Origin of the sequence: Enterobacter huaxiensis (assembly GCF_003594935.2) — a bacterium.
GTDB classification, from domain to species: Bacteria; Pseudomonadota; Gammaproteobacteria; order Enterobacterales; family Enterobacteriaceae; genus Enterobacter; species Enterobacter huaxiensis.
Genome location: NZ_CP043342.1, coordinates 2,176,548 through 2,201,812 on the forward strand (window position 1 = coordinate 2,176,548; position 25,265 = coordinate 2,201,812).

Genomic DNA, 25,265 nt, shown 5'->3' on the forward strand with positions numbered 1-25,265 from the left:
AGGTATTATTTATTAAGTGGCTATCCTACTAATTTTAAACGATATTATCCAGTGTCGTTTAAGCCTGAGGGCATATTGGGGGCAGTAACGCATGCAGTCGGTCATTCAGCATCACGACCCGATCCACGTTCATACCTGCAATCCACTTTGAATATACCTCATAAACTATCTTAGCATTTTCATGTCCCATCTGACTCGCTATAAACGAAGGATTCGCGTTAGCAGACTGTTACACGATGCCTGGACGTGGCATGGCTACACGCCATGTATGCCTGTGAAAAGTAAGCCGCCGCCGGCTCAATGTCTGGCCATATCAACAATGGGCTGAAAAGATGCCTGAGCACGAAGATGGCTTGGGTAAGTGAAGGGGCACCATGGTGATGCTTACCCTGTGCGTTACTGCAGAGGTTATATCATGAATTTAACGCATTGTTTTTAGGAGTAAAATAGAGAGACAATGAGGCGGGGGTGTTCACTTTTCGGGCAGATGATATGCGCGGGCGCGCTCCCTGAAGGCCATCTCGTTGCAGTCAGAACATTCGGTCCAGAGCGGCAACAGAAGTAATTTTAACGCACATCCGTGACAAAACGATAACAGGTTCTACTATTGGTTAAGGAAAAATTGATTACACGGAGTTCCCAATGTTTTTTTTCGTTGCCGTAGCCTTATCCTGCTGTTTGTTCGTATCCAGTCTTATCTACATTTTGCAGGAATTAGTGAGCATTGGGTGCGATCCAGAAAAACACTGAATATCTTACCGACACCCTTTTAGCACTCATCGCGAAAGGATTCCTGCGAGAAGCCGGCCCGGGGACGTTGTCAAAATGCACGCCGGGATGCACCCGGCACTCAGGCAGGCTAGCCAAACGACAGGCTGTTTGTCCGCAGCCTTTTTTTATCCCGAATTCAGCAGCGGCTAACCTTTTTTAACATGCACGATTTTATTAGCGTCTTTGGCGTTGGAAAATACGCTCCTGGCTAATAATAAACCTGGCGAAATAACGGAAATTAACAAGCGTAAACGGTAAAAATATAATTTAAATAAATACCCTAATGATATCAACGCCAATCTTAAAGCGTAAGCACTTAAACAGTAATATCGCTGATAATAAGTCATGAAAATTTAATAATGACCTATAGTTAACAGGCAAAATAACTTTGCATACCCTACTGGAGTTTTACAATGAAATCTTCAAGTGTAAATTCTCAAAAAGACCAATCAAAACAGCCTGAAAAGATGCCTAAAGACGATAAAGGCAGCCAGAAACCTAATAAGTCCAGATAATATCCAACTGACATAATTCGGAGGTGCTATGGTCGATCGCCCTGATATAGTAGACCCGCAACCGGGGTCAGAACCAGTTCCGGATGATGATTTTCCTCTGGATCCCGATGTAAACGATCCGCTGGACCCTGAAGGCCCGGAAATCGAGAGGTAGTCAGTAGAATTTGGTTTATTATAAACCGCCTTACGGGGCGGTTTTTTATAGATTCTTACTTCGAGCCTCCCTTACTGACTGGTTAATATCAAGATTAATAATGTCATTCATTTGCGTGAAGGGAAAAAAATTAAATAATAGCCTTAACCGACTCGTTAAATCAGAGCGTATGATATTTATCATACATTAGGTTTCGTCGAAATTTAGGCGGTCAAAAGTGCATACGGTGATGAACAATGGGCACTTACTTAACTGCCCTGGGGAAGATCAAAGGGCTGGCTCTATTTCTGTTCCACCTAAAAGATCTGGCGATAAAGACATCACTGAATCGCCAGTAAATAGCGGGAGAAATTTTATACAAGTCTTCCTGACGTCTGTTGTTATACGTGGATAACCTGCTGAGATATATCAATTAAAATGAATGCTCACGGTGCAGTTGTTTTATCGTCACTGTAACTAAAAGCGTGCTTAAGATCACACCAGTTATTGTAGAGATACCCGCTGATAGACGCCGTGGTTGAGTAATCCCATAACCCGGCGTTTGACGAAAGTTTGGTGGAGGAGCTAACGCCTGCTTCGCAAAAGTATCTGCGGGTAACTGCTGAAAATGTCAGCGCATTTGATGTTTTTTGAGCAATGCCCTTAATTGATGGTAGGTCAGGCCCAGTAGCTCAGCCGCCTGTTTCTGATTATATTTCGCCTGCTTCAGGCTTTGTTCCAGCAGCTGCTGCTCCTGAACGTGCTGGAACTGACGCAAATCGAGCGGCAGGGCGGGGACATCGTTTATTCCGTCTGGCACAGCAATCGGTTTAGTACTGCGCTGGAAAGGGTCGAGAATAATGTTGTCCAGCTCGGTTTCGCTGCTGCCGTGGCGATAAACGGAGCGCTCGACCACGTTTTTCAGCTCACGGATGTTGCCCGGCCAGTGGTAGCCGAGCAGCGTCTCGGTGGCATAGTCGCTAAATCCGGGAAAGAGCGGCAGCCCGAGCTCCCGGCACATCTGAATGGCGAACTGTTCTGCCAGCAGCATGATATCGCTCCGGCGCTCGCGCAGCGGCGGGAGCTGCACCACATCGAACGCGAGCCTGTCGAGCAGGTCGGCGCGGAACTTATCTTCTGCCACCATTGCGGGCAGGTCGGCGTTCGTCGCGCACACCAGGCGCACGTTAACCTGCAGCGGCTGGCTGCCGCCCACGCGCTCCAGCTCGCCGTACTCGATAACGCGCAGCAGCTTTTCCTGCACCAGCATCGGCGCGGTGGCCAGTTCATCAAGGAACAGCGTGCCGCCATCTGCGCGCTCAAAGCGGCCCGGATGGCGTTTTTGCGCACCGGTAAACGCGCCCGCCTCATGGCCGAACAGCTCGGTGTCGAGCAGGTTTTCATTCAGCGCCGCGCAGTTAAGGGAAATAAATGGCCCATCCCATCGTCCGGATAAATAATGAAGGCGATTGGCGATCAGCTCCTTTCCCGTACCGCGCTCGCCGATAATCAGCACCGGTTTGTTGAGGGGCGCCAGGCGGGAAACCTGCTCGAGCACTTCCAGAAAGCTGTTTGCTTCGCCGAGTAAATTATCTTTGTATCCAGCCATGATGAAATTAACCACTCCTTAGTGATATTGACCAGTTGAGGATAGTCTGAGACTGATGTTAAATCAATCACCTCCAGTTAAATCAATAGGATAAAAAGTTGGCATGAGATTTGTATTAACTGTTCAGCAGGGCATAGCCCGATAACAGAACTGTGAGGATTGAATTATGGGTATTTTTTCTCGTTTTGCCGACATCGTGAACGCCAACATCAACTCGCTGCTTGAGAAAGCGGAAGATCCGCAGAAGCTGGTGCGGCTGATGATTCAGGAAATGGAAGATACGCTGGTTGAAGTCCGTTCAACCTCTGCACGTGCGCTGGCTGAGAAAAAGCAGCTGACGCGTCGTATTGAGCAGGCTACCGCCCAGCTTAACGAATGGCAGGAAAAAGCAGAACTGGCGCTGCGTAAAGATAAAGACGATCTGGCCCGCGCGGCGCTGATTGAAAAACAGAAGCTCGTGGATATGGTCGCTACGCTGGAACATGAAGGGACCCTCGTGGATGACACCCTGGCCCGGATGAAGAAAGAGATCGGCGAGCTTGAAAATAAACTCAGCGAAACCCGCGCGCGTCAGCAGGCGCTGGCGCTGCGTCACCAGGCTGCAAGCTCGTCCCGTGACGTTCGTCGCCAGCTGGACAGCGGCAAGCTGGATGAAGCGATGGCGCGTTTTGAATCCTTCGAGCGCCGCATCGACCATATGGAAGCAGAAGCGGAAAGCCACAGCATCGGGAAGCAGAAAACGCTGGATCAGCAGTTTGCTGATTTGAAAGCAGACGACGAAATCAGCGAGCAGCTGGCCGCGCTAAAAGCCAAAATGAAACAAGACAATCAATAATAATACAGGCGGCACCCGAGCGTGCCGCCACTCAACGTAAGACAAGGAGTACACATGAGCGCGCTTTTTCTGGCTATTCCCCTGACCATTTTCGTGCTGTTTGTTCTGCCGATTTGGTTATGGCTGCACTACAGCAACCGTTCGTCGCGCGGTGACCTGTCACAGAGTGAACAACAGCGCCTGGTACAGCTGTCCGATGAGGCGAATAAAATGCGCGACCGTATTCAGGCGCTGGAAGCTATTCTGGATGCGGAACACCCGAACTGGAGGGATCGCTAATGGCTGGACTAAACCTGAACAAAAAACTGTGGCGGATCCCTCAGCAGGGGATGGTGCGCGGCGTTTGTGCCGGTCTGGCGCACTACCTCGACGTACCGGTAAAGCTGGTGCGCGTTGTGACCGTGCTGTCGATTTTCTTCGGTCTGGCGTTTATCACCCTGGTAGCCTACATCATTTTGTCATTCGTGCTTGACCCAATGCCCGAAGGGGAACTGGATGCAGAAGGCGCACCGCGCAGCAGCGATTTATTGAACAACGTAGATGCGCAGCTTGCCGCTGGTGAGAAACGACTGCGCGAAATGGAACGCTATGTCACGTCTGACACCTTTACGCTGAGAAGCCGTTTTCGTCAGCTTTAAGAGAGAGCAAACATGAAGCAAAACTGGCAACAGGCCGGTCAGAAGGTAAAACCCGGCCTGAAAATCGCAGGTAAACTGGTCCTGCTGACGGCGTTACGTTTTGGCCCGGCAGGTGTAGCGGGTTGGGCGATCAAATCTGTTGCCCGTAAGCCAGTAAGAATGTTGCTGGCCGTGGCGCTGGAACCTATGCTGCAAAAACTGGCTAAACGCGTCTCCCGCCGCTACTTCTCCTGATACTTCCCGCTTTTGCGAGCCCTCTTTTCTTCTGAAGGAGGGCTCGCTGCATTACGCCTCTTTTACGTTCATTTTTACTCATTCTTTGCATCAGCTCACATTAATGCCTTGAGTTGTTTTCATAACGCGATTTTCTGCCTCCCGGTCCGTTGACAGATATTTACCATGGGAGTAGATTGCTTTCCGTGGGACCGCTACCATGGAAAATAATGTGAACGCTAAAATTAACCATTTAATAGATTTTGTTTACGGCGAAACGTTTTCTGATGCGCATTTAAAGATGCTTTTGGAAAAAATAGAAAACGCCAGGACTGTTATTACTGAAAAGCGTAAGCTGAATTGGGATGAAAACGACGTTGTCCTGATCGCATACGCCGATCAGTTTTCTGCAGAAGGGGAGGATGCCCTGCCGGTTTTTACCCGCTTTTATAATAAATGGCTATCTCACTCCTTTTCACACGTCCATCTTTTGCCTTTTTACCCGTGGTCCTCTGATGATGGATTTTCCGTAATCGATTATCATCAGGTGGCGCCGGGTACCGGAACGTGGCAAGACGTTGCTGAATTAAATAAATCAGCTAACCTCATGTTTGATTTCGTTTGCAACCATATGTCGGCGAAAAGCCAATGGTTTGCAAATTACCTTGCTCAAAAACCCGGATATAACGATTTCTTTATTGCCGTCGACCCAGAAACAGATCTATCAGCCGTGACGCGTCCCCGGGCACTACCGCTACTAACGCCCTTTACATGCCAGGATGGCAGCGTCCGTCACCTGTGGACCACCTTCAGCGAGGACCAGGTTGACCTCAATTTTGCCTCACCTGAGGTGCTGATTGCGATGGTCGACGTGCTGCTTCATTATCTGATGGAAGGCGCGAGCTACATCCGCCTGGATGCCGTCGGATTTATGTGGAAGACCCCTGGTACAAGCTGTATTCATCTTGAAAAGACGCATTGCCTTATTCAGCTTTTCCGCGCCATTACGGACGCTGTCGCGCCGGGAACGGTGATTATCACCGAGACCAACGTTCCCCATAAAGACAACATCTCATACTTTGGTGACGGTGAAAATGAAGCACAGATGGTCTATCAGTTCTCCTTACCACCACTTGTGCTGCACGCCGTGCATCATCAGGATGTCCGGGCGCTGTGTCAGTGGGCTACGTCGTTAACGCTGCCGTCCAGGAAAACCACCTGGTTCAACTTCCTCGCTTCGCACGATGGCATTGGCCTGAATCCGCTGCGCGGCATTTTGCCCGAGTCTGATATCCTTTCGCTGGTAGAAAAACTCCAGCAGGAAGGGGCGCTGATTAACTGGAAAAATAACCCTGATGGCACGCGCAGTCCTTACGAAATTAACGTCACCTATCTTGACGCATTAAGCACGAGGGATTGCGATGATAATAGTCGTGTTGCCAGGTTTATACTGGCGCATGCGGTGTTATTAAGTTTTCCTGGCGTACCTGCCATCTATATACAAAGTATTCTTGGTTCTCGTAATGACTATGACGGCGTGGAACGCTATGGGTATAACCGCGCAATAAACAGAAAGAAATATGCTGCCGGAGAAATGGATCGTGCGCTGGATGTTAATAATAGCCTGCGTCATAAGGTTTACCATGCATTGACCAAACTGATTGCGGTACGTCGCTCGGAAAAAGCCTTTCATCCTGACAGTAAGGTTGTTTTTGATACAGCAAGTAAACATGTATTGAAAATAGTGCGCGCTGCCGATAATGGTGAGTGCATAACCGGGGTGTTTAATTTCAGTGATGATATTCAGGAAGTTTATTCAGACATTCGCGCAGGCAGGGAGTTGATCGCCGGGTGTGATATTAGTGGAACGACTCTGACCCTTAATCCATGGCAGGTTATGTGGATTAAAGAAAACTAAAAAAGGACCTTAAAAATGAAAATGCCCAAAATTGTGCTGTTATCAGCACTGGTTTCGTGCGCCCTGCTGTCAGGCTGCAAGGATGACAAGAAATCAGCTGTCACCATTGAATTTATGCACTCGTCGGTTGAACAGGAGCGGCAGGCGGTTATTACAAAACTGATTGAGAAGTTTGAGAAAGAGAATCCCACCATCACAGTGAAACAGGTGCCGGTGGAAGAAGACGCATACAACACCAAGGTGATAACGCTCGCCCGAACCGGGGCGCTGCCGGAGGTTATCGAAATCAGCCATGATTACGCCAAAGTCATGGATAAGGAGCAGTTGCTGGACCGTGAGGCCATTAGCAACGCTATTAAGGCAGTGGGGGAAACGACGTTCTACGACGGTATCTTACGCGTGGTGCGCACCGAAGACGGCGACGCGTGGACCGGCGTACCGATCAGCGCCTGGCTTTCCGGTATCTGGTACCACAAGGACAGGCTAGCGGCGGCAGGCATCGCCGAGCCAAAAAACTGGGAGCAGCTCCTGAAGGCCAGTCAGATGCTCAACGATCCGGCGAATAAACATTACGGCATTGCGCTGCCAACTGCAGAAAGCGTTATGACTGAGCAGGCATTCTCCCAGTTTGCGCTGTCGGGCGGTGCGAACGTGTTTGATGCAAATGGAAATATCGACATTGATACACCTGAAATGTCAAAAGCGCTGGCGTTATACAAAGGGCTGGCGGCAACCACCATGCCGGGCTCGAACGATGTCATGGAGATCAAAGATGCCTTCATGAACGGATCGGCGCCTATGGCGGTTTACTCCACCTACATTCTTCCTGCTGTCTATAAAGATGGCAATCCTGCAAATCTTGGCTTCGTGGTCCCGACGGAAAAATCGTCAGCCGTTTACGGCATGGTCACGTCGCTGACGATCACTACCGGGCAAACCGAAGCGGAAACTCAGGCAGCAGAGAAATTTGTCACCTGGATGGAGCAGGCTCAGAACGCAACGGACTGGGTAATGATGTCACCCGGCGCGGCGCTGCCGGTAAACAAGCTCGTTGTCGGCACAGAGACCTGGAAAGACAACGATGTCATCAAAGCCTTTGGCCAGCTGCCTTATGAGCTGATCGCACAGTTTCCGAACGTGCAGGTGTTTGGCGCGGTGGGTGACAAAAACTTCACCCGTATGGGCGACGTGACGGGCTCAGGCATCATCAGTTCCATGGTGCATAACGTCACGGTGGGTCAACAGGATCTCAGCGCAACGCTAGGCAATAGCCAAAAGCGGCTGGCCGATCTGATTTCACAACGATAGGAGCGCTCTGCGGAAGGGAATTATGAAGACGTTGTTTTCGGGTCGTTCAGATATGCCTTTCGCCATGCTGCTGTTGGCCCCCAGCCTGTTATTGCTGGGGGGCCTGGTGGCCTGGCCGATGATTTCTAACGTTGAAATCAGTTTTTTACGCTTGCCGCTCAACCCGCGCATTGATGCGGTTTTTGTCGGGCTTGATAACTACATCAGCATTTTGAGTGACGCGGCGTTCTGGCATTCGCTGTGGATGACGTTCTGGTATACGGCGCTGGTCGTGGTTGGCAGTACGGGGCTGGGGCTGGCCGTCGCCATCTTCTTTAACCGGGAGTTCCGTCTGCGGAAAACGGCGCGTTCGCTGGTGATCCTGTCTTACGTCACGCCGTCAATTTCGCTGGTGTTTGCCTGGAAGTATATGTTCAACAACGGCTACGGCATCGTGAATTATCTTGGGGTGGACCTGCTCCATCTGTACGACCAGGCACCGCTGTGGTTCGACAACCCGGGCAGTAGCTTTGTGCTGGTGGTGCTGTTTGCCATCTGGCGCTACTTCCCGTATGCGTTCATCTCGTTCCTGGCGATACTCCAGACGATCGATAAATCGCTGTACGAAGCGGCGGAAATGGACGGGGCTAATGCCTGGCAGCGTTTTCGCATCGTTACGCTGCCTGCAATTATGCCTGTGCTGGCGACGGTAGTGACGTTACGCACCATCTGGATGTTCTACATGTTTGCGGATGTCTACCTCTTGACCACCAAAGTCGACATTCTGGGCGTCTATCTCTACAAAACCGCCTTTGCCTTTAATGACCTGGGTAAAGCGGCGGCCATCTCTGTGGTGCTGTTTGTGATCATCTTCGCCGTCATTCTGCTGACCAGAAAAAGGGTAAACCTCAATGGCAACAAATAAACGCGTGCTCGGCCGTATTGGTTTCTATCTGGGGCTGGCGGTATTTCTGTTTATCACGCTGTTCCCGTTTTTCGTGATGCTGATGACCTCATTTAAGAGCGCGAAGGAGGCAATATCGCTGAACCCGACCATTCTGCCGCAAGAGTGGACGTTACAGCATTACGTCGACATCTTTAACCCGCTGATTTTCCCCTTTGTGGACTATTTCAGGAACAGCATGGTGGTGTCGTTGACCTCATCCGTCATTGCCGTTTTTCTCGGTACGCTGGGTGCTTACGCCTTATCCAAACTGCGCTTTGCCGGGCGGACGACGATTAATGCGAGCTTTTATACCGTCTACATGTTCTCCGGGATTTTGCTGGTCGTGCCGTTGTTCAAGATCATCACCGCGCTCGGGATCTATGACACCGAACTGGCGCTCATTATCGCTATGGTGACCCAGACCCTGCCTACGGCGGTATTCATGCTGCGCAGCTATTTCGACACCATACCGGACGAAATAGAAGAAGCAGCGATGATGGACGGCCTCAACCGCCTGCAAATCATCTTTCGCATCACCGTGCCGCTGGCCATATCGGGCCTGGTGTCTGTCTTTGTCTACTGCTTTATGGTGGCGTGGAACGACTACCTGTTTGCCTCCATTTTCCTTTCCAGCGCCAGTAATTTCACCTTGCCGGTAGGGCTGAACACGCTCTTCAGCACGCCAGATTATATCTGGGGTCGCATGATGGCGGCGTCGCTGGTGACCGCACTGCCGGTCGTCATCATGTATGCGCTGTCAGAACGTTTTATTAAAAGTGGTTTGACCGCCGGTGGCGTTAAGGGCTAAGGCGGCCAATTTTAACAAGGAGTCAGTCATGAAAAAGTTAGTAGCGACAGCGCCTCGCGTGGCGGCGCTGGTTGAATATGAAGATCGTCCGGTCGCCGTACATGAAGTGAAAATTCGCGCGCGTTTTGGCGCGCCGAAACACGGCACCGAGGTTGTGGATTTCAGAGCGGCAAGTCCATTCATTGATGAAGAGTTTAACGCGGACTGGCAGTTATTTACGCCGCGCGAAGAGGGGGCCGCTCGCGGTATCGAATTCGGTAAGTTCCAGTTGGGCAACATGATCGTCGGTGACGTGATCGAATGCGGTGCAGACGTGACGGAATACCAGCCGGGCGATCGCGTTTGCTGCTACGGTCCGTTGCAGGAAACCGTCATTGTGAATGCCGTCAATAACTACAAGCTGCGAAAAATGCCGCAGGGTTCATCGTGGAAAAACGCTGTCTGCTACGACCCGGCACAGTTCGCCATGAGCGGCGTGCGTGATGCCAACGTAAGGGTGGGCGATTTTGTGGTGGTTGTCGGCCTGGGCGCGATTGGTCAAATTGCCATTCAGCTGGCGAAGCAAGCCGGCGCATCCATTGTTATCGGTGTTGATCCTATCGAACACCGCTGTGAGATTGCGCTCCGACACGGTGCCGACCACTGCCTGAACCCTATCGGTACGGATGTGGGTCTGGAGATTAAAAAGCTCACCGGCAAGCAGGGCGCGGACATCATCATTGAAACCAGCGGCTTTGCCGATGCGCTGCAGTCTGCGCTGCGCGGGCTCGCCTACGGTGGCACCATCTCCTACGTAGCCTTCGCTAAACCCTTTGCAGAAGGCTTCAACCTCGGTCGCGAAGCTCATTTCAACAATGCGAAGATTGTCTTCTCCCGCGCCTGCAGTGAGCCAAACCCGGATTATCCTCGCTGGAGCCGCAAGCGTATCGAAGAGACCTGCTGGAAACTGCTGATGAACGGTTATCTCAACTGTGAAGATCTCATTGACCCGGTGGTCACCTTTACCACCAGCGCTGAGAGCTACATGAAGTATGTCGACCAGCACCCGGAGCTGAGCATCAAAATGGGCGTCACTTTTTAAGCTAAGGAGAGCAACAATGAAAATCGCAACGCAAAATCAGGCCTTTTTCCCTGCGTCAATTCTGGAAAAATTCCAGTACATCAAGGCCATGGGTTTTGATGGCTATGAGATAGACGGCAAACTGCTGGTGGACAATCTTGATGAGGTGAAAGCCGCCATCAAAACAACGGGCCTGCCGGTCACCACAGCCTGCGGTGGTTATGACGGCTGGATAGGTGACTTCATTGAAGAACGTCGCCTGAACGGGTTGCAGCAAATTGAACGCATTCTGGAGGCCCTTGCTGAGGTCGGAGGAAAGGGCATTATTGTTCCTGCCGCCTGGGGAATGTTCACATTTCGCCTGCCGCCGATGACCTCGCCGCGCAGCCTGGACGGCGATCGCAAAGCGGTAGGCGCTTCGCTGCGCTGGCTGGACGAGGTGGCGGCACGCACCGGGACGACAGTCTACCTTGAGCCGCTGAACCGCTATCAGGATCACATGATCAACACCCTGGCGGACGCGCGTCGCTATATCGAAGAGAACGCGCTGAAACATGTGCAGATCATCGGTGATTTTTACCATATGAACATCGAAGAAGATTCTCTGACGGACGCGCTGCACCACAACCGCGATCTGCTTGGGCACGTACATATTGCAGACAATCATCGTTACCAGCCGGGAAGCGGCTGCCTGGATTTTGCAGCGCTTTTCGATCGGCTGCGTGCTGATAACTATCAGGGTTACGTGGTCTATGAATGTCGCGTTCGGGCTGACGATCCGGCTCAGGCTTATCAGGACTCACTCACTTACTTGCGTAATTGCTAAGGATGACGAGCGTGATGAGTGCTTCAACACCTTCGCCTCTGCGCGTTGCCATTATTGGCGCCGGGCAGGTCGCGGACAAAGTGCATGCCTCGTATTACGCCACACGCAGTGATGTTCAGATGGTGGCTGTCATGGACAGCCGCCTGGAACAGGCACAGGCGTTTGCGGAGCGTCATGCAATTCCTGACGCATGGCAAGATGCACGAGAAATGCTGCAGGCGGTCAAACCCGATGTGGTTAGCGTTTGTTCCCCAAACCGCTTCCATTTCGACCATGTCCTGCTGGCGCTGGAGGCCGGGTGCCATGTGATGTGTGAAAAACCGCCCGCCATGACCCCACAGCAGGCCGATGAGATGCGGATTGCTGCTCGCAAGGCGGGAAAGGTACTGGCGTATGATTTTCACCATCGTTTCGCTGAGGATACGCAGCTTCTGCGTGACGCAGTGCTTAACGGAACCCTGGGTGAAATCTACTTCACGACAGCGCAGGCCCTGCGCCGCTGCGGCGTACCGGGGTGGGGCGTCTTTACGAACAAATCGTTGCAGGGCGGCGGGCCGCTGATTGATATCGGCATTCATATGCTGGACGCGGCGATGTACGTGCTGGGGTTCCCGGCAGTCAAGCGCGTCACGGCGCACAGCTTTCAGCGGCTGGGCAACCGTAAACACAGCGGTCAGTTTGGCGAGTGGGATCCTGCTCAGTTTACCGTTGAAGACGCGCTATTTGGCACGATTGAGTTCTGCAACGGCGGCATCCTGCGTCTGGATACCTCCTTTGCCCTGAATATCCGCGAGCAGTCCATCATGAATGTGGCGTTTTGCGGCGAGAAAGCCGGTGCCACGCTGTTCCCTGCGCATATTTACGCTGATGAAGCCGGTATTTTACAGACTATTACCCAGCGGGAAGAGGCAGACGACCAGCGGCACTTACGCAGTATGGATGCCTTTGTTCGCCACGTTATGGGGGAGCCGGTAATGATCGCTGACGCGGAGCAGGGCCTGGTGATCCAGCAATTGGTCGCTGCGCTATATGAAGCGGCGGAAACAGGGGAAAGCGTAACCTTATGCTGAACCTGTCTGTATTAACCGAACCGGGTTTTTGCCCGCACAGCCTGAATAAATACGCGTCTGTTATGGCATGCGGTAACGGCTACATAGGCATTCGCGCGACACATGAGGAAGACTACACCCAGCAAACGCGCGGGATGTACCTTGCGGGTCTTTATCACCGGGCCGGGCGCAACGAGACGAACGAGCTGGTTAACCTTCCCGACGTTACCGGAATTGAAATCGAACTGGATGGGGCGAATTTTACTCTGCTGGCAGGGGAGATACGTCACTGGCAGCGAGAGCTGAATTTTGCTAACGGTGAACTGCGCCGCAGCGTTCTGTGGCGTTCGCCTGCGGGTCAGCAGTATCGCATTGAGAGCCGGCGTTTTGTCTCACTGGACCAACTGCCGCTGGTCGCGATGCAGCTTTCCGTTACGCCAGTTGATGCTTCTGCAGAGATTGTGTTTAAAACGGGTATTGATGCGACTCAAACCAACAGTGGCAGACAGCATCTGGATGAGGTCTCGGTCAGAGTATTCGACCCGCACTACGTACAGGGTATCTACGAAACCCAGGACCGCGCCACTGAGGTAGCGATCTCGGCAAGCTGTCGTCTTACGATGAGCGACAGCAGTAGCTGCTTTAGCGCGAAAAATCGCCGCATCACGGCCCATCACTCGGTAACGGTTTTGCAGGGTGACACTGTCACGCTAGAAAAGCTGGTGTGGATCGCTCACCGCAGCGACAAAGCGCTGTCGCAGGAGTCCTTTGCGCGTAACGCGCTGGCAGAACTCAAAGGCTGTGTGGCTCGAGGCTACGGATCGTTGCTGGAGCAGTCTGCCTCAGCCTGGGAAAAAATCTGGCGCGACAGCCGGGTGGCAGTGGCTTCTGCGGAGCCGAGCGATCAGCTCGCGCTGGATTACGCGGTGTGGCATCTGACTGCTATGACGCCTGCCCATGACGAGCGCAGCAGCATTGCGGCCAAAGGCCTGACCGGAGAGGGCTATAAGGGACACGTATTCTGGGACACCGAAATTTTCCTGCTGCCTTTCCATCTTTTCACCCGACCTCGGATAGCCCGAAATCTGCTGCGCTATCGCTGGCTTAACCTGCCAGGGGCAAGGGAAAAAGCGCGCAGTCACGGCTGGTCAGGCGCACTGTTCCCCTGGGAAAGCGCGGCGAGCGGGCAGGAAGAGACGCCAGAATTTGCGGCGATCAATATCCGTACGGGGCTGCGCCAGAAGGTCGCTTCTGCCCTTGCAGAGCACCATATTGTGGCGGATATCGCCTGGGCCGTCGTCGCTTACTGGCAGGCAACGCATGACGATGATTTTATGCGAAATGAAGGGCTGACGTTGCTTATGGAGACGGCATCGTTCTGGATGGCGCGCGCGACGGAAATCAATGGCCGCCTGGAAATCCATGACGTCATCGGTCCGGACGAATACACGGAGCACGTCAATAACAACGCCTATACGAACTATATGGCCTGGCACAACGTGGCGAGTGCGCACCAGTTTATGGCGATGTTTGAGCGGGATGACGCGCATTTCACGCAAAAAGCGTCACATTTCCTTGCGCGCTTATGGCTCCCTGAGATCGATGAACAGGGGGTGCTGCCGCAGGATGACAGCTTTATGACCAAACCGGCAATTGACCTGAGCCGTTATAAAGCCAAAGCCGGCAAGCAGACCATTCTGCTGGATTACTCGCGTGCGGAAGTGAATGAGATGCAGATCCTGAAGCAGGCCGACGTGGTGATGCTCAACTACCTCCTGCCGGAACGGTTTACGCCCCAGCAGTGTGCCGCGAGTCTGGCGTTCTACGAGCCGCGCACCATCCACGACTCATCCCTCAGTAAAGCCATACACGGGATTGTCTCTGCCCGCTGCGGAGATATGCAAAGCGCATATGCCTTCTGGCGTGACGGCATTGCTATTGACCTTGGTGACGATCCGCACAGCTGCGATGACGGTATTCATGCTGCCGCGACGGGGGCGATCTGGTCCGGCGTGATACAGGGCTTTGCCGGGTTGCAGATTGTGGAGGGAGAATTACACCTTGCCCCGAGGCTGCCTTCTCACTGGACGAGGCTCGCTTTCCCGCTGCGCTGGCGCAATGCAACCATGCAGATCACGTTCGACATGGGCGTCTTGACGATTGATACCTCAGCTCCCGTCACGTTAACCCTGTGGGGAAAAACGGTGACGGCAACGGGGCGGCAAGTCTGGCCGTATGAGGATTTTCTTACGTCTGTTAATGGGATCGCTACCACGGAGGTGAGTGATGGCGCTTAAGGCTGTTGTATTCGATTTGGATGGCGTGATTACCGACACCGCGCATCTTCATTTCCTGGCCTGGCGTTCCGTGGCGCAGGAAATTGGCATCAGGTTTGACGAGGCTTTTAACGAAGAACTCAAAGGGATCAGCCGCATGGATTCGCTGCTGCGGATCCTGCGGCACGGTGGAAAAGAAGGGGTGTTTAACGATAAGCAGTGCCTGGCGCTCGCCGGTAAGAAAAACGATCTCTATGTCCAGTCTCTGGCATCGCTGACGCAAGCATCATTGCTTCCGGGTATTCGCGAGGTGCTGGCTGAGATCCGCGCGGCGAACGTAAAAATTGGGCTGGCCTCCGTTTCTCTCAATGCTCCCGCCATTCTTCACGCGCTGGCTATCCACACGGCGTTTGATTTTTGCGCCGATGCATCCCGGATTGTCTACTCAAAGCCTGACCCCGAGATTTTCCTTGCGGCCTGCGCGGGGCTGAACGTCCGCCCCGAAGAGGCTATCGGTATCGAAGATGCGGCCGCAGGCGTAGAGGCAATTAACGCGGCAGGTATGTTGTCGGTAGGGATTGGGCCTGGACTAGGCCACGCGGGACTACAACTTCATTCAACGCGGGAACTGAGCTGGAAATGCCTGAGCGATTTCTGGTCATCCCGGTCAGTACTGGAAAGGAATTAACAATGGCTCAAGTCTCCCTGAAACACATTCAGAAAATCTACGATAACCAGGTTCACGTGGTTAAAGATTTCAACCTCGACATTGAGGATAAGGAATTTATCGTTTTCGTGGGGCCGTCAGGCTGCGGGAAGTCGACAACGCTGCGCATGATTGCCGGGCTGGAGGAGATCAGCGGTGGAGAACTGGTGATTGGCGGGGTCTGCATGAACGATGTCCCTGCTAAGTCTCGTGATATCGCCATGGTTTTCCAGAACTACGCGCTCTATCCGCACATGACGGTCTACGACAACATGGCTTTTGGCCTCAGGATGCAAAAAATTGCGCCTGCGGTCATCGAAGAGCGGGTTAACTGGGCGGCGCAGATCCTTGGCCTACGCGATTACCTCAAGCGTAAGCCGGGCGCGCTGTCCGGTGGCCAGCGCCAGCGCGTGGCACTCGGCAGGGCGATTGTTCGTGAAGCCGGCGTATTCCTGATGGATGAGCCGCTCTCTAACCTGGATGCCAAGCTTCGCGTACAGATGCGGGCGGAAATCAGCAAGCTTCACCAGAAGCTCAACACAACCATGATTTACGTGACGCATGACCAGACCGAAGCCATGACGATGGCGACCCGCATTGTGATCCTAAAAGATGGCTTCATTCAGCAGGTTGGGGCGCCAAAGCAGGTTTATAACGAACCCGCAAACATGTTTGTAGCGGGCTTTATCGGCTCACCCTCAATGAACTTCATTCGTGGTGCGATAGACGACGGCTTCTTCGTGACGGAAACGCTGCGCCTGGCGATCCCGGAAGACAAACTCGCGGCACTCAATGCCATGGGGTACCAGCGTAAGGCCGTGGTGTTTGGGATCCGGCCGGAAGACATCTTCACCCCGCTGGGTGAGGGGACAACTATCCCTGCGAAAGTCAGCGTTGCAGAACTGACGGGAGCCGAGTTTATGCTCTATGCCACCGTCGGAGGGCATGAGCTGGTCGTCCGGGCTGGGGCCGCGGATGACTATGCAGCGGGAGATAATATCGGTATCCAGTTTGATATGAATAAGTGCCATTTCTTCGACGCGGAAACTGAAGCGGCTATTAGATAAGAAAGGTGTTCGCCGGAAATAACCATTTCCGGTTTTTTGTTTGTTAATTATATAGGGAATATTGTGATGAGTACTCTACTAAAAAGTGCTGCGCTCGTTCTGTGCGCAGGGGTTAGCTGCGCGCAAGCAACAGAAACAGCAAAACACTGGGAGTTTAACATCGGTGCCATGTATGAAATTGAAAACGTCGAGGGTCAGGGCGACGATAAAGATGGATTATATGAGCCTTCCGTGTGGTTTAATGCAACATGGGATGCGTGGACAATATCAATGGCCATGTATCAGGAAGGCCCCGTTGATTACAGCAGTATGACTCGTGGGACCTATTTTGATCGCCCTGAATTAGAATTACGCTATCGCTTTATTGGCACCGACGATTTTACGTTCGGGCTTACCGGCGGTTTCCGAAACTATGGTTATCATTTTAAAGACGAACACGGTGCCAAAGACGGAAGCGCGAATATGCAGCGCTATAAAATCCAGCCGGACTGGGATATTAAATTAGCCGACGACTGGCGTTTTAGCGGCTGGTTTGCAATGTATCAGTTTGCAAACGACCTGGAAAAAACAGGTTATTCTGACAGCCGTGTCGAAACGGAAACCGGCTTTACCTGGACGATTAACGAAACCTTCGCGGCGAGAGTTAATTACTACCTGGAGCGTGGTTTCAACATGGATAGTTCACGTAATAACGGAGAGTTTTCCACGCAGGAAATCCGTGTGTATCTGCCCATTTCGTTAGGCCAGACTACGCTCACGCCTTATACCCGCCTGGGGCTGGACCGCTGGTCAAACTGGGACTGGCAGGACGATCCCGATCGTGAAGGCCATGACTTCAACCGACTGGGCCTCCTGTACGCCTATGATTTTAACAATGGCCTGTCCATGACGCTGGAGTACGCTTACGAGTGGGAGAATCACGATGAAGGCGACAGCGATCGCTTCCACTATGCGGGCGTTGGTGTGAACTACGCGTTCTGACGAGCGGTGAATCAGGGGCCGCTGGCCCCTGATATTAGCGAAGAGAGTCAGCACACATAAAGTGGGTATCAACCAGAACGTTATGTTCAGCCGGTTCACCGGCAATGCGTTTAAACAGCAGGTCGCAACTCTCTTCACCCAACCTGCGGGTCGGGATATCGAATCCACCAGGGGCAGGCGTCAAAATGAGAGACAGCATGGGGTCGCTGTAGCCCGCGACGGCAAGCTGTTCGGGGATCATCAGATTCAACTCGTCGGCCGCACGATAGAGGCTGAGCAGCTTCATGCTGTCTGTCGCGAATACCGCATCGGGTGGCGCAGACGAGGAGAGCAATTGAACGGCTGCCATGAGCGCGCTCTCATGGGTGTATCCCCCATCGATGATCCACTCCGGGTTAAGCGCAATGTTGTGCTTTTCCAGACTGGCTTTATAACCCGCCAGGCGATCAATAGATACATGATAATCAAGCGGTGCATGCAGGCAGGCAATTTTACGACGGCCGTTAGCGATGAAATTATCCGTTAACGTAGCGCTGTCATGGAAATTATCCGTGTCGACGGAATGGATATTCTGGAATTCCCCCTCAACTTTACCAATGACCACTACCGGCACACCGTACGTGTCCAGCGTTGAGAAAAAGGATTCATTTGCTGGCGAACTCAGCATGATGATCCCTTTAATCATTTTTTGTTTTATTTTGCTCACGCATTTTAGCAGGTCGTCTTCACTGCTTTTGGACGTCTGTAAAATTACGTCGAATCCTTTTTCTTCCGCTTTCGCCGTAATGGCATGAAGAACATCAGAAAAGAAAGGATTGCCAGCCGTGGTTTTCGTTGAACGGGTCGAAATAACCATAATGGCGTCAAATCCCGAAGAGGTCAGGGCGCGGGCCAGTTTATTCGGTTGATAATTTAATTCTTCAATCGCCTTCAGCACTTTTTCACGCGCTTCAGGGGAAATATTCGTTTGCTTATTCAGAACTCGCGACACGGTTGATTTCGAAACGCCAGCAACACGTGCAATATCATAGATGGTGGGTGACATACACCTTACTCACTCCAGACGGACAGCAATTCCGTTCATCTTACTGGAGAAAAAACGGCAATGGCAATAATTAAGAATTGATAATCAACGATCTGCCCCCATTTCCTGTATTCTGAAGCGACTCATTCAGGCCTTCAGGCAAAAAGGGACGGCGATGAAGCGACTTAAAAACGAACTTAACTCTTTGGTGAACCGCGGCGTTGACCGCCATCTGCGTCTGGCGGTAACGGGGCTGAGCCGCAGCGGGAAGACGGCGTTCATCACGGCGATGGTGAACCAGTTGCTGAACCTGCATGCCGGTGCGCGCCTGCCGCTGCTGAGTGCCGTGCGGGAAGACCGTCTGCTGGGCGTGAAGCGCGTGCCCCAGCGCGACTTCGGCATTCCGCGGTTTACCTATGATGAGGGGCTGGCCCAGCTGTATGGCGATCCCCCCGCCTGGCCAACGCCAACGCGCGGCGTGAGCGAAATTCGCCTTGCGCTGCGTTTTCGATCCAATGAATCGCTGATGCGACACTTCAAGGAAACCTCCACGCTGTACCTTGAAATTGTGGACTATCCCGGTGAGTGGCTGCTCGATTTACCGATGCTGGCGCAGGATTACCTGAGCTGGTCACGTCAGATGACCGGCCTGTTGCAGGGGCAACGTGCGGAATGGTCAGCGAAATGGCGCGCACTGTGCGAGGGCGTCGATCCTCTTGCGCCTGCGGATGAAAACCGTCTGGCGGCCATTGCGGAAGCCTGGACTGATTACCTGCACCAGTGCAAGCAGGAAGGGCTGCATTTCATTCAGCCGGGTCGCTTTGTTCTGCCCGGGGATTTGGCAGGGGCACCCGCGCTTCAGTTTTTCCCGTGGCCGGACGTCGACGGCATCGGTGAAGCAAAACTGGCGCAGGCGGACAAGCAGACCAACGCCGGTATGCTCCGGGAGCGCTATAACTACTACTGCGAAAAAGTGGTTAAGGGCTTCTACAAAAATCACTTCCTGCGCTTCGATCGCCAGATTGTGCTGGTGGACTGCCTGCAGCCGCTGAACAGCGGACCGCAGGCCTTCAACGATATGCGGCTGGCGCTGACGCAGCTGATGCAAAGTTTTCACTATGGGCAGCGAACGCTGTTCCGTCGCCTGTTTTCACCGGTTATCGACAAACTGCTCTTTGCCGCCACCAAGGCGGACCATGTGACGGTCGATCAGCACGGGAACATGGTGTCGCTGCTCCAACAGCTGGTCCAGGATGCCTGGCAAAATGCGGCGTTTGAAGGGATCGGCATGGACTGCCTGGGGCTGGCATCGGTGCAGGCAACCCAGAGCGGCCTGATTGACGTTAACGGCGAAAAAATACCGGCCTTACGCGGTCATCGCCTGAGCGACGGTGAGCCGCTGACGGTTTACCCGGGCGAAGTGCCTGCCCGTCTGCCGGGCCAGGCGTTCTGGCAAAGCCAGGGCTTTCAGTTTGAAGCGTTCCGGCCGCAGGTCATGACCGTTGACCAGCCCCTGCCGCACATACGCCTGGATGCCGCACTGGAGTTTTTGATTGGAGATAAATTGCGATGACGGAACCGTTGAAACCGCGCGTAGACTTTACCGGCCAGCTTGAACAGGAACAGCTGGAGGCCTTTAAGACGGCGCAGACCTTCACAGGCACCGAGGCGGAGAAATTTGCCCCGGCGCTGGCTGATGAGGCGCTGGTCGAAGAAGGCGAGGCCGAAGCGGTGGTCGATGCCGCCTTACGGCCTAAGCGCAGCCTGTGGCGCAAGATGGTGACCGCCGGGCTGGCCCTGTTTGGCGTCAGCGTCATCGGGCAGGGCGTGCAGTGGGGCATGAACGCCTGGCAAACTCAGGACTGGGTTGCCATGGGCGGATGTGCTGCCGGTGCCCTGATTGTGGGAGCAGGCGTGGGATCGGTGGTAACCGAGTGGCGTCGCCTGTGGCGGCTGCGCCAGCGCGCGCACGAGCGTGATGAAGCGCGCGATTTGCTCCACAGCCACGGGACCGGAAAGGGGCGTGCCTTCTGTGAAAAGCTGGCGAGCCAGGCCGGGATTGACCAGTCCCACCCGGCGCTTCAGCGCTGGTACGCTGCAATTCACGAGACGCAGAATGACCGCGAGGTTGTAACGCTCTATTCCCATATCGTACAGCCCGTACTGGATGCGCAGGCACGACGTGAGATCGGCCGCTCAGCCGCTGAATCCACGCTCATGATTGCCGTCAGCCCGCTGGCGCTGGTGGATATGGCCTTTATCGCCTGGCGTAACCTGCGCCTGATCAACCGTATTGCGAACCTGTATGGTATTGAGCTTGGCTATTACAGCCGCCTTCGCCTGTTCAAGCTGGTCCTGTTGAACATTGCCTTTGCCGGTGCCAGCGAGCTGGTGCGAGAAGTGGGCATGGACTGGATGTCGCAGGATCTTGCGGCCCGTCTGTCTGCTCGTGCGGCACAGGGCATCGGGGCAGGCCTGCTGACCGCCCGCCTCGGTATTAAGGCGATGGAGGTTTGCCGACCGCTTCCCTGGATTGACGGCGATAAGCCGCGGCTGGGGGATTTTCGTCGTGAATTGATTGGGCAGCTTAAGGAATCGCTCAATAAGAAACCGGTACAGTGAGGATTTGTTTACTAATCGTGCGGGCTGTCAATATTTGTTGACAGCCACCTTCCCGATCACCGTGATCTGACATATCATTTTAAGGTTACTGGCTTAAAACGGTGAATTTCCCATGCGTCTGGAAGTCTTTTGTGAAGACCGTCTCGGTCTGACCCGCGAGTTACTCGATCTTCTTGTTTTACGTAGCATTGATTTACGTGGTATTGAGATCGACCCCGTCGGGCGAATTTACCTCAATTTTGCCGAAATTGAATTTAACACCTTCAGCAGCCTGATGGCGGAAATCCGCCGTATCGCTGGCGTTACGGATGTACGCACCATTCCATGGATGCCGTCCGAGCGCGAGCATCTTGCGCTGAGCGCGCTGTTAGAAGCGATGCCAGAGCCGTTCCTCTCCCTGGATCTGAAAAGCAAGGTCGAACGCGTCAACCAGGCGAGCTGCCAGCTGTTTGCCCAGAGCCAGCAAAAGCTCAGCGCACATCATGCCACGCAGCTTATCCCCGGCTTTAATTTCCAGCGCTGGCTGGACAGCAATCCGCAAAATACCCACAGTGAGCACGTCGTGATTAACGGGCAAAATTTCCTGATGGAGATTACGCCCGTCTATCTGAAAGGGGAGAATGACGCCCGCGTGCTGACCGGTGCGGTGATCATGCTCCGTTCAACCGTGCGGATGGGCCGTCAGCTGCAAAACCTCTCCAGCCAGGACGTGGGGGCGTTTAGCCAGATTATTGCCGTCAGCCCGAAGATGCGCCATGTCGTGGATCAGGCACGCAAGCTGGCAAATCTGACCGCGCCGCTGCTGATTACCGGCGATACCGGAACCGGCAAAGACTTGCTGGCTCACGCCGTACATCTGGCCAGCCCGCGCGCGGCCAAACCCTATCTGGCGCTGAACTGCGCGTCTATCCCCGAAGATGCGGTTGAAAGTGAACTGTTCGGCCACGCGCCGGAAGGGAAAAAGGGCTTCTTTGAGCAGGCAACTGGAGGGTCAGTTCTGCTGGACGAGATCGGCGAGATGTCGCCGCGCATGCAGGCCAAGCTGTTACGTTTTCTGAACGACGGGACCTTCCGTCGCGTGGGCGAAGATCATGAAGTGCACGTAGATGTGCGCGTCATCTGCGCCACCCAGAAAAACCTGGTTGAGCTGGTTCAGAAAGGCGTCTTCCGCGAAGATCTCTATTATCGCCTGAACGTGCTGACGCTCAATATCCCGCCGCTGCGCGATTGTCCTCAGGACATCATGCCGCTGACGGAACTCTTTGTGGCCCGTTTTGCCGATGAACAAGGGGTGCCGCGTCCGAAGCTCTCTGCGGATTTGGGAACGGTGCTGACGCGCTATGGCTGGCCGGGTAACATTCGCCAGCTGAAAAACGCCGTTTACCGGGCGCTGACCCAGCTGGAAGGGTACGAGCTGAGACCGCAGGATATTTTATTACCGGATAATGATGCCGGAACGGTGTCGGTGGGCGAAGAGGCAATGGAAGGATCGCTGGATGATATCACCAGCCGCTTTGAGCGTTCTGTCCTGACCCAGCTCTATCGTAGCTATCCGAGTACACGCAAGCTGGCTAAACGCCTGGGCGTATCGCATACCGCAATTGCGAACAAGCTGCGTGAATATGGGCTGAACCAAAAGAAAAGTGACGACTAAAACCAAAAAGCCTCTTTGCAGAGGCTTTTTTTTACGATTACGCTTTCAGCACATCAAGTGCCGCGGTGTAATCCGGTTCGGTCGTGATTTCGTTAACCAGCTCGCTGAAGACGACGTTGTCGTTTTCGTCGATAACCAGCACGGCGCGCGCGGCCAGGCCTTTCAGCGCGCCTTCAGAGATGCCAACGCCGTATTTCTCAAGGAAATCCGGGCTGCGCAGGGTAGAAAGGGTGATGACGTTGCTCAGGCCTTCTGCACCGCAGAAGCGAGACTGGGCAAACGGCAGGTCAGCAGAAATGCACAGCACCACGGTGTTGTCCACTTCGGTCGCCAGCTGGTTGAATTTACGCACGGACGCGGCACACACGCCGGTATCGATGCTTGGGAAAATGTTCAGGACTTTACGCTTGCCGGCAAACTGGCTCAACGTGACGTCAGACAGATCTTTAGCCACCAGAGTGAAAGGCTGTGCTTTGCTACCAGACTGAGGAATGGAACCTGCAACAGCAACCGGGTTGCCCTGGAAATGAACGAGTTGTGACATAGATATCTTCCTGTTTACAAATAGTTAACGTCGTGGCTAGTGTATGTCATCCGCGGATAACACGGCAAACCAATTTTTTCGCCTAACCGGGCTGCAAGGAGTCAGTGATGAGAAGCGTTAAGGTCTATGAAGAAGCCTGGCCATTGCATTCCCCGTTTGTGATCTCTCGCGGCAGCCGCAGCGAGGCCTGCGTCGTGGTGGTCGAAATAGAAGAAGAGGGCATCAAGGGGGTTGGGGAGTGCACGCCCTATCCGCGCTACGGTGAGAGCCTTGCATCGGTGATGGCCCAGATCATGACGCTGGTGCCCGATCTGCAAACGGGACTCACGCGTGAAGCACTCCAGCAGCGCCTGCCTGCCGGCGCGGCGCGCAACGCGATTGACTGCGCGCTCTGGAGCCTGGAAGCGGCTAAACAGCAACGATCCTTACCTGCGATCCTGAACGTCACGCTGCCCGCAACGGTGACAACGGCGCAAACGGTGGTCATCGGCGAGCCGGAACAGATGGCGGGCAGTGCCAAAGCGCTGTATGACGCCGGCGCGACGCTGCTGAAGGTGAAGCTCGACGATCGCTTAATTAGCGAACGGATGGTCGCCATTCGTGCAGCCGTGCCGGAAGCTACGCTGATTGTCGATGCGAATGAATCATGGCACAGCGAAGGGCTGGCCGCGCGCTGCCAGCTGCTCGCTGATTTGAACGTCGCCATGCTAGAGCAGCCCCTGCCCGCAAATGAAGACGCCGCGCTGACGAATTTTATCCATCCTCTCCCGATTTGTGCCGATGAAAGCTGTCATACCCGCGCCAGCCTTGAGACCCTGAAAGGCCGCTACGAGATGGTCAACATTAAGCTCGATAAAACGGGAGGGTTGACCGAAGCGCTGGCCCTGGCGAAAGAGGCGCAGACCCAGGGGTTTGCGTTGATGCTGGGCTGCATGCTTTGTACCTCAAGGGCGATTGGGGCGGCATTGCCGCTGGCAAACCTGGTCCGCTTTGCCGACCTTGATGGCCCAACGTGGCTGGCGGTAGACGTCTCACCAGCGCTTAAATTTACCACCGGCGTACTTCACCTCTGAGGTTGCCAGCGCAGAAGATCCGCCATCGCCTTGAGGTATTTTTCACTCGCCTCATCCGAGGAAATTGGCGGGAATTCTGCGGTAATACAGTGCAAGCCCAGATCGCTGCACCAGCTTCCAAAGGAACCGGGTGTCTCATAGCCCACGCTGGTCACGAGGGGAAGGCTGAACGCCTCTGACAGCCACTGCCCAAGCGCCGTATGGCGGGGGTCTTCAATACAGGCCAGCGGGTCATGGAACGAGACGACCCAGGCGGGATGGATCTTGTGAATCAGCTGGCACAGCGCCTGTGTTTCTGGCTCCGAGCCGGGCTTTTCTCCCGTCAGTAAGACCACGTCACGCTCCTCGGCGGCGCTGTTCCAGCGATACACCGTCTCACCAGCTCGCCAGTTTGCCGCCGGGAAATTACGGTTTAAGTCGATCCCCCTCGCATTGGCGCGTAGTCCAAGCTGACAGCCGTCGGGGTTAACGGTCAGAATAACGTGGTGACGCCGTAATTCAGGACTCAGCGTGCGCAGCGCGCAGGAGAGCGTCACGATAGAGGAATTCTCATCCCCGTGCGTGCCGGCGATAATCAAACCGCTGTTGCGGTCGGCTTCCGGAGCCGGGAACCAGATTAGCGACGCGCCCAGAAATGAACGGCCGTACTGCTCGGCACCTGGCGGAAAGGCGCCACGTTCCGCTCTTGGTCGGGTGAATGCCATATGAAA

General features: G+C 53.9%; 23 protein-coding genes and 1 pseudogene. 19 read left to right on the top strand and 5 right to left on the bottom strand.

Annotated features, from left to right (window positions below; all coding sequences use genetic code 11):
- Nucleotides 1-58 precede the first annotated feature (58 nt).
- Nucleotides 59-226 (bottom strand): annotated as a pseudogene (locus D5067_RS10400) (site-specific integrase); the annotation flags it as partial.
- Between the two features lie 1,824 nt (nucleotides 227-2,050).
- Nucleotides 2,051-3,043, bottom strand: coding sequence for a phage shock protein operon transcriptional activator (gene pspF, locus D5067_RS10405; RefSeq protein ID WP_162497945.1), 993 nt, complete (start codon nucleotides 3,041-3,043; stop codon nucleotides 2,051-2,053).
- Between the two features lie 151 nt (nucleotides 3,044-3,194).
- Here pspF and pspA point away from each other — a divergent pair, with 151 nt between their 5' ends.
- The 15 genes from pspA to D5067_RS10480 all read left to right on the top strand — a co-directional run bounded on the left by pspA (nucleotide 3,195) and on the right by D5067_RS10480 (nucleotide 17,638).
- Entirely contained in the window at nucleotides 3,195-3,863 is a 669-nt protein-coding gene (gene pspA / locus D5067_RS10410) for a phage shock protein PspA (protein ID WP_119937747.1), read from the top strand.
- Between the two features lie 54 nt (nucleotides 3,864-3,917).
- Complete coding sequence (gene pspB / locus D5067_RS10415) at nucleotides 3,918-4,142, top strand: envelope stress response membrane protein PspB (protein ID WP_119937748.1); 225 nt, start codon at nucleotides 3,918-3,920, stop codon at nucleotides 4,140-4,142.
- Nucleotides 4,142-4,501, top strand: a complete 360-nt coding sequence (gene pspC / locus D5067_RS10420) for an envelope stress response membrane protein PspC (RefSeq protein ID WP_119937749.1) — start codon at nucleotides 4,142-4,144, stop codon at nucleotides 4,499-4,501. Before pspB ends, pspC begins: the two co-directional genes overlap by 1 nt.
- A 12-nt stretch (nucleotides 4,502-4,513) precedes the next feature.
- Entirely contained in the window at nucleotides 4,514-4,735 is a 222-nt protein-coding gene (pspD, locus tag D5067_RS10425) for a phage shock protein PspD (protein WP_119937750.1), read from the top strand.
- A 199-nt stretch (nucleotides 4,736-4,934) separates the two neighbouring features.
- Nucleotides 4,935-6,632 (top strand): sugar phosphorylase, encoded by a 1,698-nt coding sequence (locus D5067_RS10430; protein WP_119937751.1) that lies wholly within the window; start codon nucleotides 4,935-4,937, stop codon nucleotides 6,630-6,632.
- Nucleotides 6,633-6,647: 15 nt separating this feature from the next.
- Entirely contained in the window at nucleotides 6,648-7,940 is a 1,293-nt protein-coding gene (locus D5067_RS10435) for an ABC transporter substrate-binding protein (RefSeq protein WP_119937752.1), read from the top strand.
- A gap of 22 nt (nucleotides 7,941-7,962) precedes the next feature.
- Nucleotides 7,963-8,844 (top strand): carbohydrate ABC transporter permease, encoded by an 882-nt coding sequence (locus tag D5067_RS10440; RefSeq protein ID WP_119937753.1) that lies wholly within the window; start codon nucleotides 7,963-7,965, stop codon nucleotides 8,842-8,844.
- Nucleotides 8,831-9,673, top strand: a complete 843-nt coding sequence (locus D5067_RS10445) for a carbohydrate ABC transporter permease (protein WP_119937754.1) — start codon at nucleotides 8,831-8,833, stop codon at nucleotides 9,671-9,673. The genes D5067_RS10440 and D5067_RS10445 overlap by 14 nt, the downstream gene beginning before the upstream one ends.
- 28 nt (nucleotides 9,674-9,701) lie before the next feature.
- Complete coding sequence (gene ycjQ / locus D5067_RS10450) at nucleotides 9,702-10,754, top strand: D-guloside 3-dehydrogenase (RefSeq protein ID WP_119937755.1); 1,053 nt, start codon at nucleotides 9,702-9,704, stop codon at nucleotides 10,752-10,754.
- A gap of 16 nt (nucleotides 10,755-10,770) precedes the next feature.
- Nucleotides 10,771-11,559, top strand: a complete 789-nt coding sequence (ycjR, locus tag D5067_RS10455; RefSeq protein WP_119937756.1) for a 3-dehydro-D-guloside 4-epimerase — start codon at nucleotides 10,771-10,773, stop codon at nucleotides 11,557-11,559.
- 11 nt (nucleotides 11,560-11,570) lie between these two features.
- Nucleotides 11,571-12,629, top strand: coding sequence for a D-glucoside 3-dehydrogenase (gene ycjS / locus D5067_RS10460; RefSeq protein ID WP_119937818.1), 1,059 nt, complete (start codon nucleotides 11,571-11,573; stop codon nucleotides 12,627-12,629).
- Nucleotides 12,623-14,905, top strand: a complete 2,283-nt coding sequence (locus D5067_RS10465) for a glycoside hydrolase family 65 protein (protein ID WP_119937757.1) — start codon at nucleotides 12,623-12,625, stop codon at nucleotides 14,903-14,905. The genes ycjS and D5067_RS10465 overlap by 7 nt, the downstream gene beginning before the upstream one ends.
- Nucleotides 14,895-15,572 (top strand): beta-phosphoglucomutase, encoded by a 678-nt coding sequence (pgmB, locus tag D5067_RS10470; protein WP_119937758.1) that lies wholly within the window; start codon nucleotides 14,895-14,897, stop codon nucleotides 15,570-15,572. The genes D5067_RS10465 and pgmB overlap by 11 nt, the downstream gene beginning before the upstream one ends.
- Before the next feature lie 2 nt (nucleotides 15,573-15,574).
- The gene (locus D5067_RS10475; protein WP_119937759.1) at nucleotides 15,575-16,657 is read left to right on the top strand and encodes an ABC transporter ATP-binding protein; all 1,083 of its coding nucleotides are present in this window, start codon (nucleotides 15,575-15,577) and stop codon (nucleotides 16,655-16,657) included.
- Between the two features lie 66 nt (nucleotides 16,658-16,723).
- Nucleotides 16,724-17,638: an OmpG family monomeric porin gene (locus D5067_RS10480; RefSeq protein WP_119937760.1), complete on the top strand. Its 915-nt coding sequence runs from the start codon at nucleotides 16,724-16,726 to the stop codon at nucleotides 17,636-17,638.
- A gap of 34 nt (nucleotides 17,639-17,672) precedes the next feature.
- Here the strand turns inward: D5067_RS10480 and D5067_RS10485 are convergent, their stop codons facing one another.
- The gene (locus tag D5067_RS10485) at nucleotides 17,673-18,683 is read right to left on the bottom strand and encodes a LacI family DNA-binding transcriptional regulator (protein WP_119937761.1); all 1,011 of its coding nucleotides are present in this window, start codon (nucleotides 18,681-18,683) and stop codon (nucleotides 17,673-17,675) included.
- Nucleotides 18,684-18,837: 154 nt separating this feature from the next.
- Here D5067_RS10485 and D5067_RS10490 point away from each other — a divergent pair, with 154 nt between their 5' ends.
- The 3 genes from D5067_RS10490 (at nucleotide 18,838) to tyrR (ending at nucleotide 22,938) form a co-directional block, all read left to right on the top strand.
- Nucleotides 18,838-20,235, top strand: coding sequence for a YcjX family GTP-binding protein (locus D5067_RS10490; RefSeq protein ID WP_119937762.1), 1,398 nt, complete (start codon nucleotides 18,838-18,840; stop codon nucleotides 20,233-20,235).
- Nucleotides 20,232-21,284, top strand: a complete 1,053-nt coding sequence (locus D5067_RS10495; protein ID WP_119937763.1) for a YcjF family protein — start codon at nucleotides 20,232-20,234, stop codon at nucleotides 21,282-21,284. Before D5067_RS10490 ends, D5067_RS10495 begins: the two co-directional genes overlap by 4 nt.
- A gap of 112 nt (nucleotides 21,285-21,396) precedes the next feature.
- On the top strand, nucleotides 21,397-22,938 hold the full coding sequence (tyrR, locus tag D5067_RS10500) for a transcriptional regulator TyrR (RefSeq protein WP_119937764.1): 1,542 nt from the start codon (nucleotides 21,397-21,399) through the stop codon (nucleotides 22,936-22,938).
- 37 nt (nucleotides 22,939-22,975) lie between these two features.
- Here tyrR and tpx read toward each other — a convergent pair whose 3' ends face one another.
- The gene (gene tpx / locus D5067_RS10505) at nucleotides 22,976-23,482 is read right to left on the bottom strand and encodes a thiol peroxidase (protein WP_119937765.1); all 507 of its coding nucleotides are present in this window, start codon (nucleotides 23,480-23,482) and stop codon (nucleotides 22,976-22,978) included.
- Between the two features lie 107 nt (nucleotides 23,483-23,589).
- Here tpx and ycjG point away from each other — a divergent pair, with 107 nt between their 5' ends.
- A complete protein-coding gene (gene ycjG, locus D5067_RS10510; RefSeq protein ID WP_119937766.1) occupies nucleotides 23,590-24,555 on the top strand; it encodes an L-Ala-D/L-Glu epimerase in 966 nt (321 codons plus the stop codon).
- On the opposite strand, the gene mpaA is transcribed toward ycjG, so the two are convergent.
- A complete protein-coding gene (gene mpaA, locus D5067_RS10515) occupies nucleotides 24,546-25,259 on the bottom strand; it encodes a murein tripeptide amidase MpaA (RefSeq protein ID WP_119937767.1) in 714 nt (237 codons plus the stop codon). The two genes, ycjG and mpaA, sit on opposite strands and share 10 nt — an antisense overlap.
- Between the last annotated feature and the right edge of the window lie 6 nt (nucleotides 25,260-25,265).

Bases quoted from the DNA above. Each gene is read 5' to 3' on its own strand.
- pspA (WP_119937747.1), top strand. From the start codon at position 3,195: ATGGGTATTTTTTCTCGTTTTGCCGACATCGTGAACGCCAACATCAAC.
- pspB (WP_119937748.1), top strand. From the start codon at position 3,918: ATGAGCGCGCTTTTTCTGGCTATTCCCCTGACCATTTTCGTGCTGTTT.
- pspC (WP_119937749.1), top strand. From the start codon at position 4,142: ATGGCTGGACTAAACCTGAACAAAAAACTGTGGCGGATCCCTCAGCAG.
- pspD (WP_119937750.1), top strand. From the start codon at position 4,514: ATGAAGCAAAACTGGCAACAGGCCGGTCAGAAGGTAAAACCCGGCCTG.
- D5067_RS10430 (WP_119937751.1), top strand. From the start codon at position 4,935: ATGGAAAATAATGTGAACGCTAAAATTAACCATTTAATAGATTTTGTT.
- D5067_RS10435 (WP_119937752.1), top strand. From the start codon at position 6,648: ATGAAAATGCCCAAAATTGTGCTGTTATCAGCACTGGTTTCGTGCGCC.
- D5067_RS10440 (WP_119937753.1), top strand. From the start codon at position 7,963: ATGAAGACGTTGTTTTCGGGTCGTTCAGATATGCCTTTCGCCATGCTG.
- D5067_RS10445 (WP_119937754.1), top strand. From the start codon at position 8,831: ATGGCAACAAATAAACGCGTGCTCGGCCGTATTGGTTTCTATCTGGGG.
- ycjQ (WP_119937755.1), top strand. From the start codon at position 9,702: ATGAAAAAGTTAGTAGCGACAGCGCCTCGCGTGGCGGCGCTGGTTGAA.
- ycjR (WP_119937756.1), top strand. From the start codon at position 10,771: ATGAAAATCGCAACGCAAAATCAGGCCTTTTTCCCTGCGTCAATTCTG.
- D5067_RS10465 (WP_119937757.1), top strand. From the start codon at position 12,623: ATGCTGAACCTGTCTGTATTAACCGAACCGGGTTTTTGCCCGCACAGC.
- pgmB (WP_119937758.1), top strand. From the start codon at position 14,895: ATGGCGCTTAAGGCTGTTGTATTCGATTTGGATGGCGTGATTACCGAC.
- D5067_RS10475 (WP_119937759.1), top strand. From the start codon at position 15,575: ATGGCTCAAGTCTCCCTGAAACACATTCAGAAAATCTACGATAACCAG.
- D5067_RS10480 (WP_119937760.1), top strand. From the start codon at position 16,724: ATGAGTACTCTACTAAAAAGTGCTGCGCTCGTTCTGTGCGCAGGGGTT.
- D5067_RS10485 (WP_119937761.1), bottom strand. From the start codon at position 18,683: ATGTCACCCACCATCTATGATATTGCACGTGTTGCTGGCGTTTCGAAA.
- D5067_RS10490 (WP_119937762.1), top strand. From the start codon at position 18,838: ATGAAGCGACTTAAAAACGAACTTAACTCTTTGGTGAACCGCGGCGTT.
- D5067_RS10495 (WP_119937763.1), top strand. From the start codon at position 20,232: ATGACGGAACCGTTGAAACCGCGCGTAGACTTTACCGGCCAGCTTGAA.
- tyrR (WP_119937764.1), top strand. From the start codon at position 21,397: ATGCGTCTGGAAGTCTTTTGTGAAGACCGTCTCGGTCTGACCCGCGAG.
- tpx (WP_119937765.1), bottom strand. From the start codon at position 23,482: ATGTCACAACTCGTTCATTTCCAGGGCAACCCGGTTGCTGTTGCAGGT.
- ycjG (WP_119937766.1), top strand. From the start codon at position 23,590: ATGAGAAGCGTTAAGGTCTATGAAGAAGCCTGGCCATTGCATTCCCCG.
- mpaA (WP_119937767.1), bottom strand. From the start codon at position 25,259: ATGGCATTCACCCGACCAAGAGCGGAACGTGGCGCCTTTCCGCCAGGT.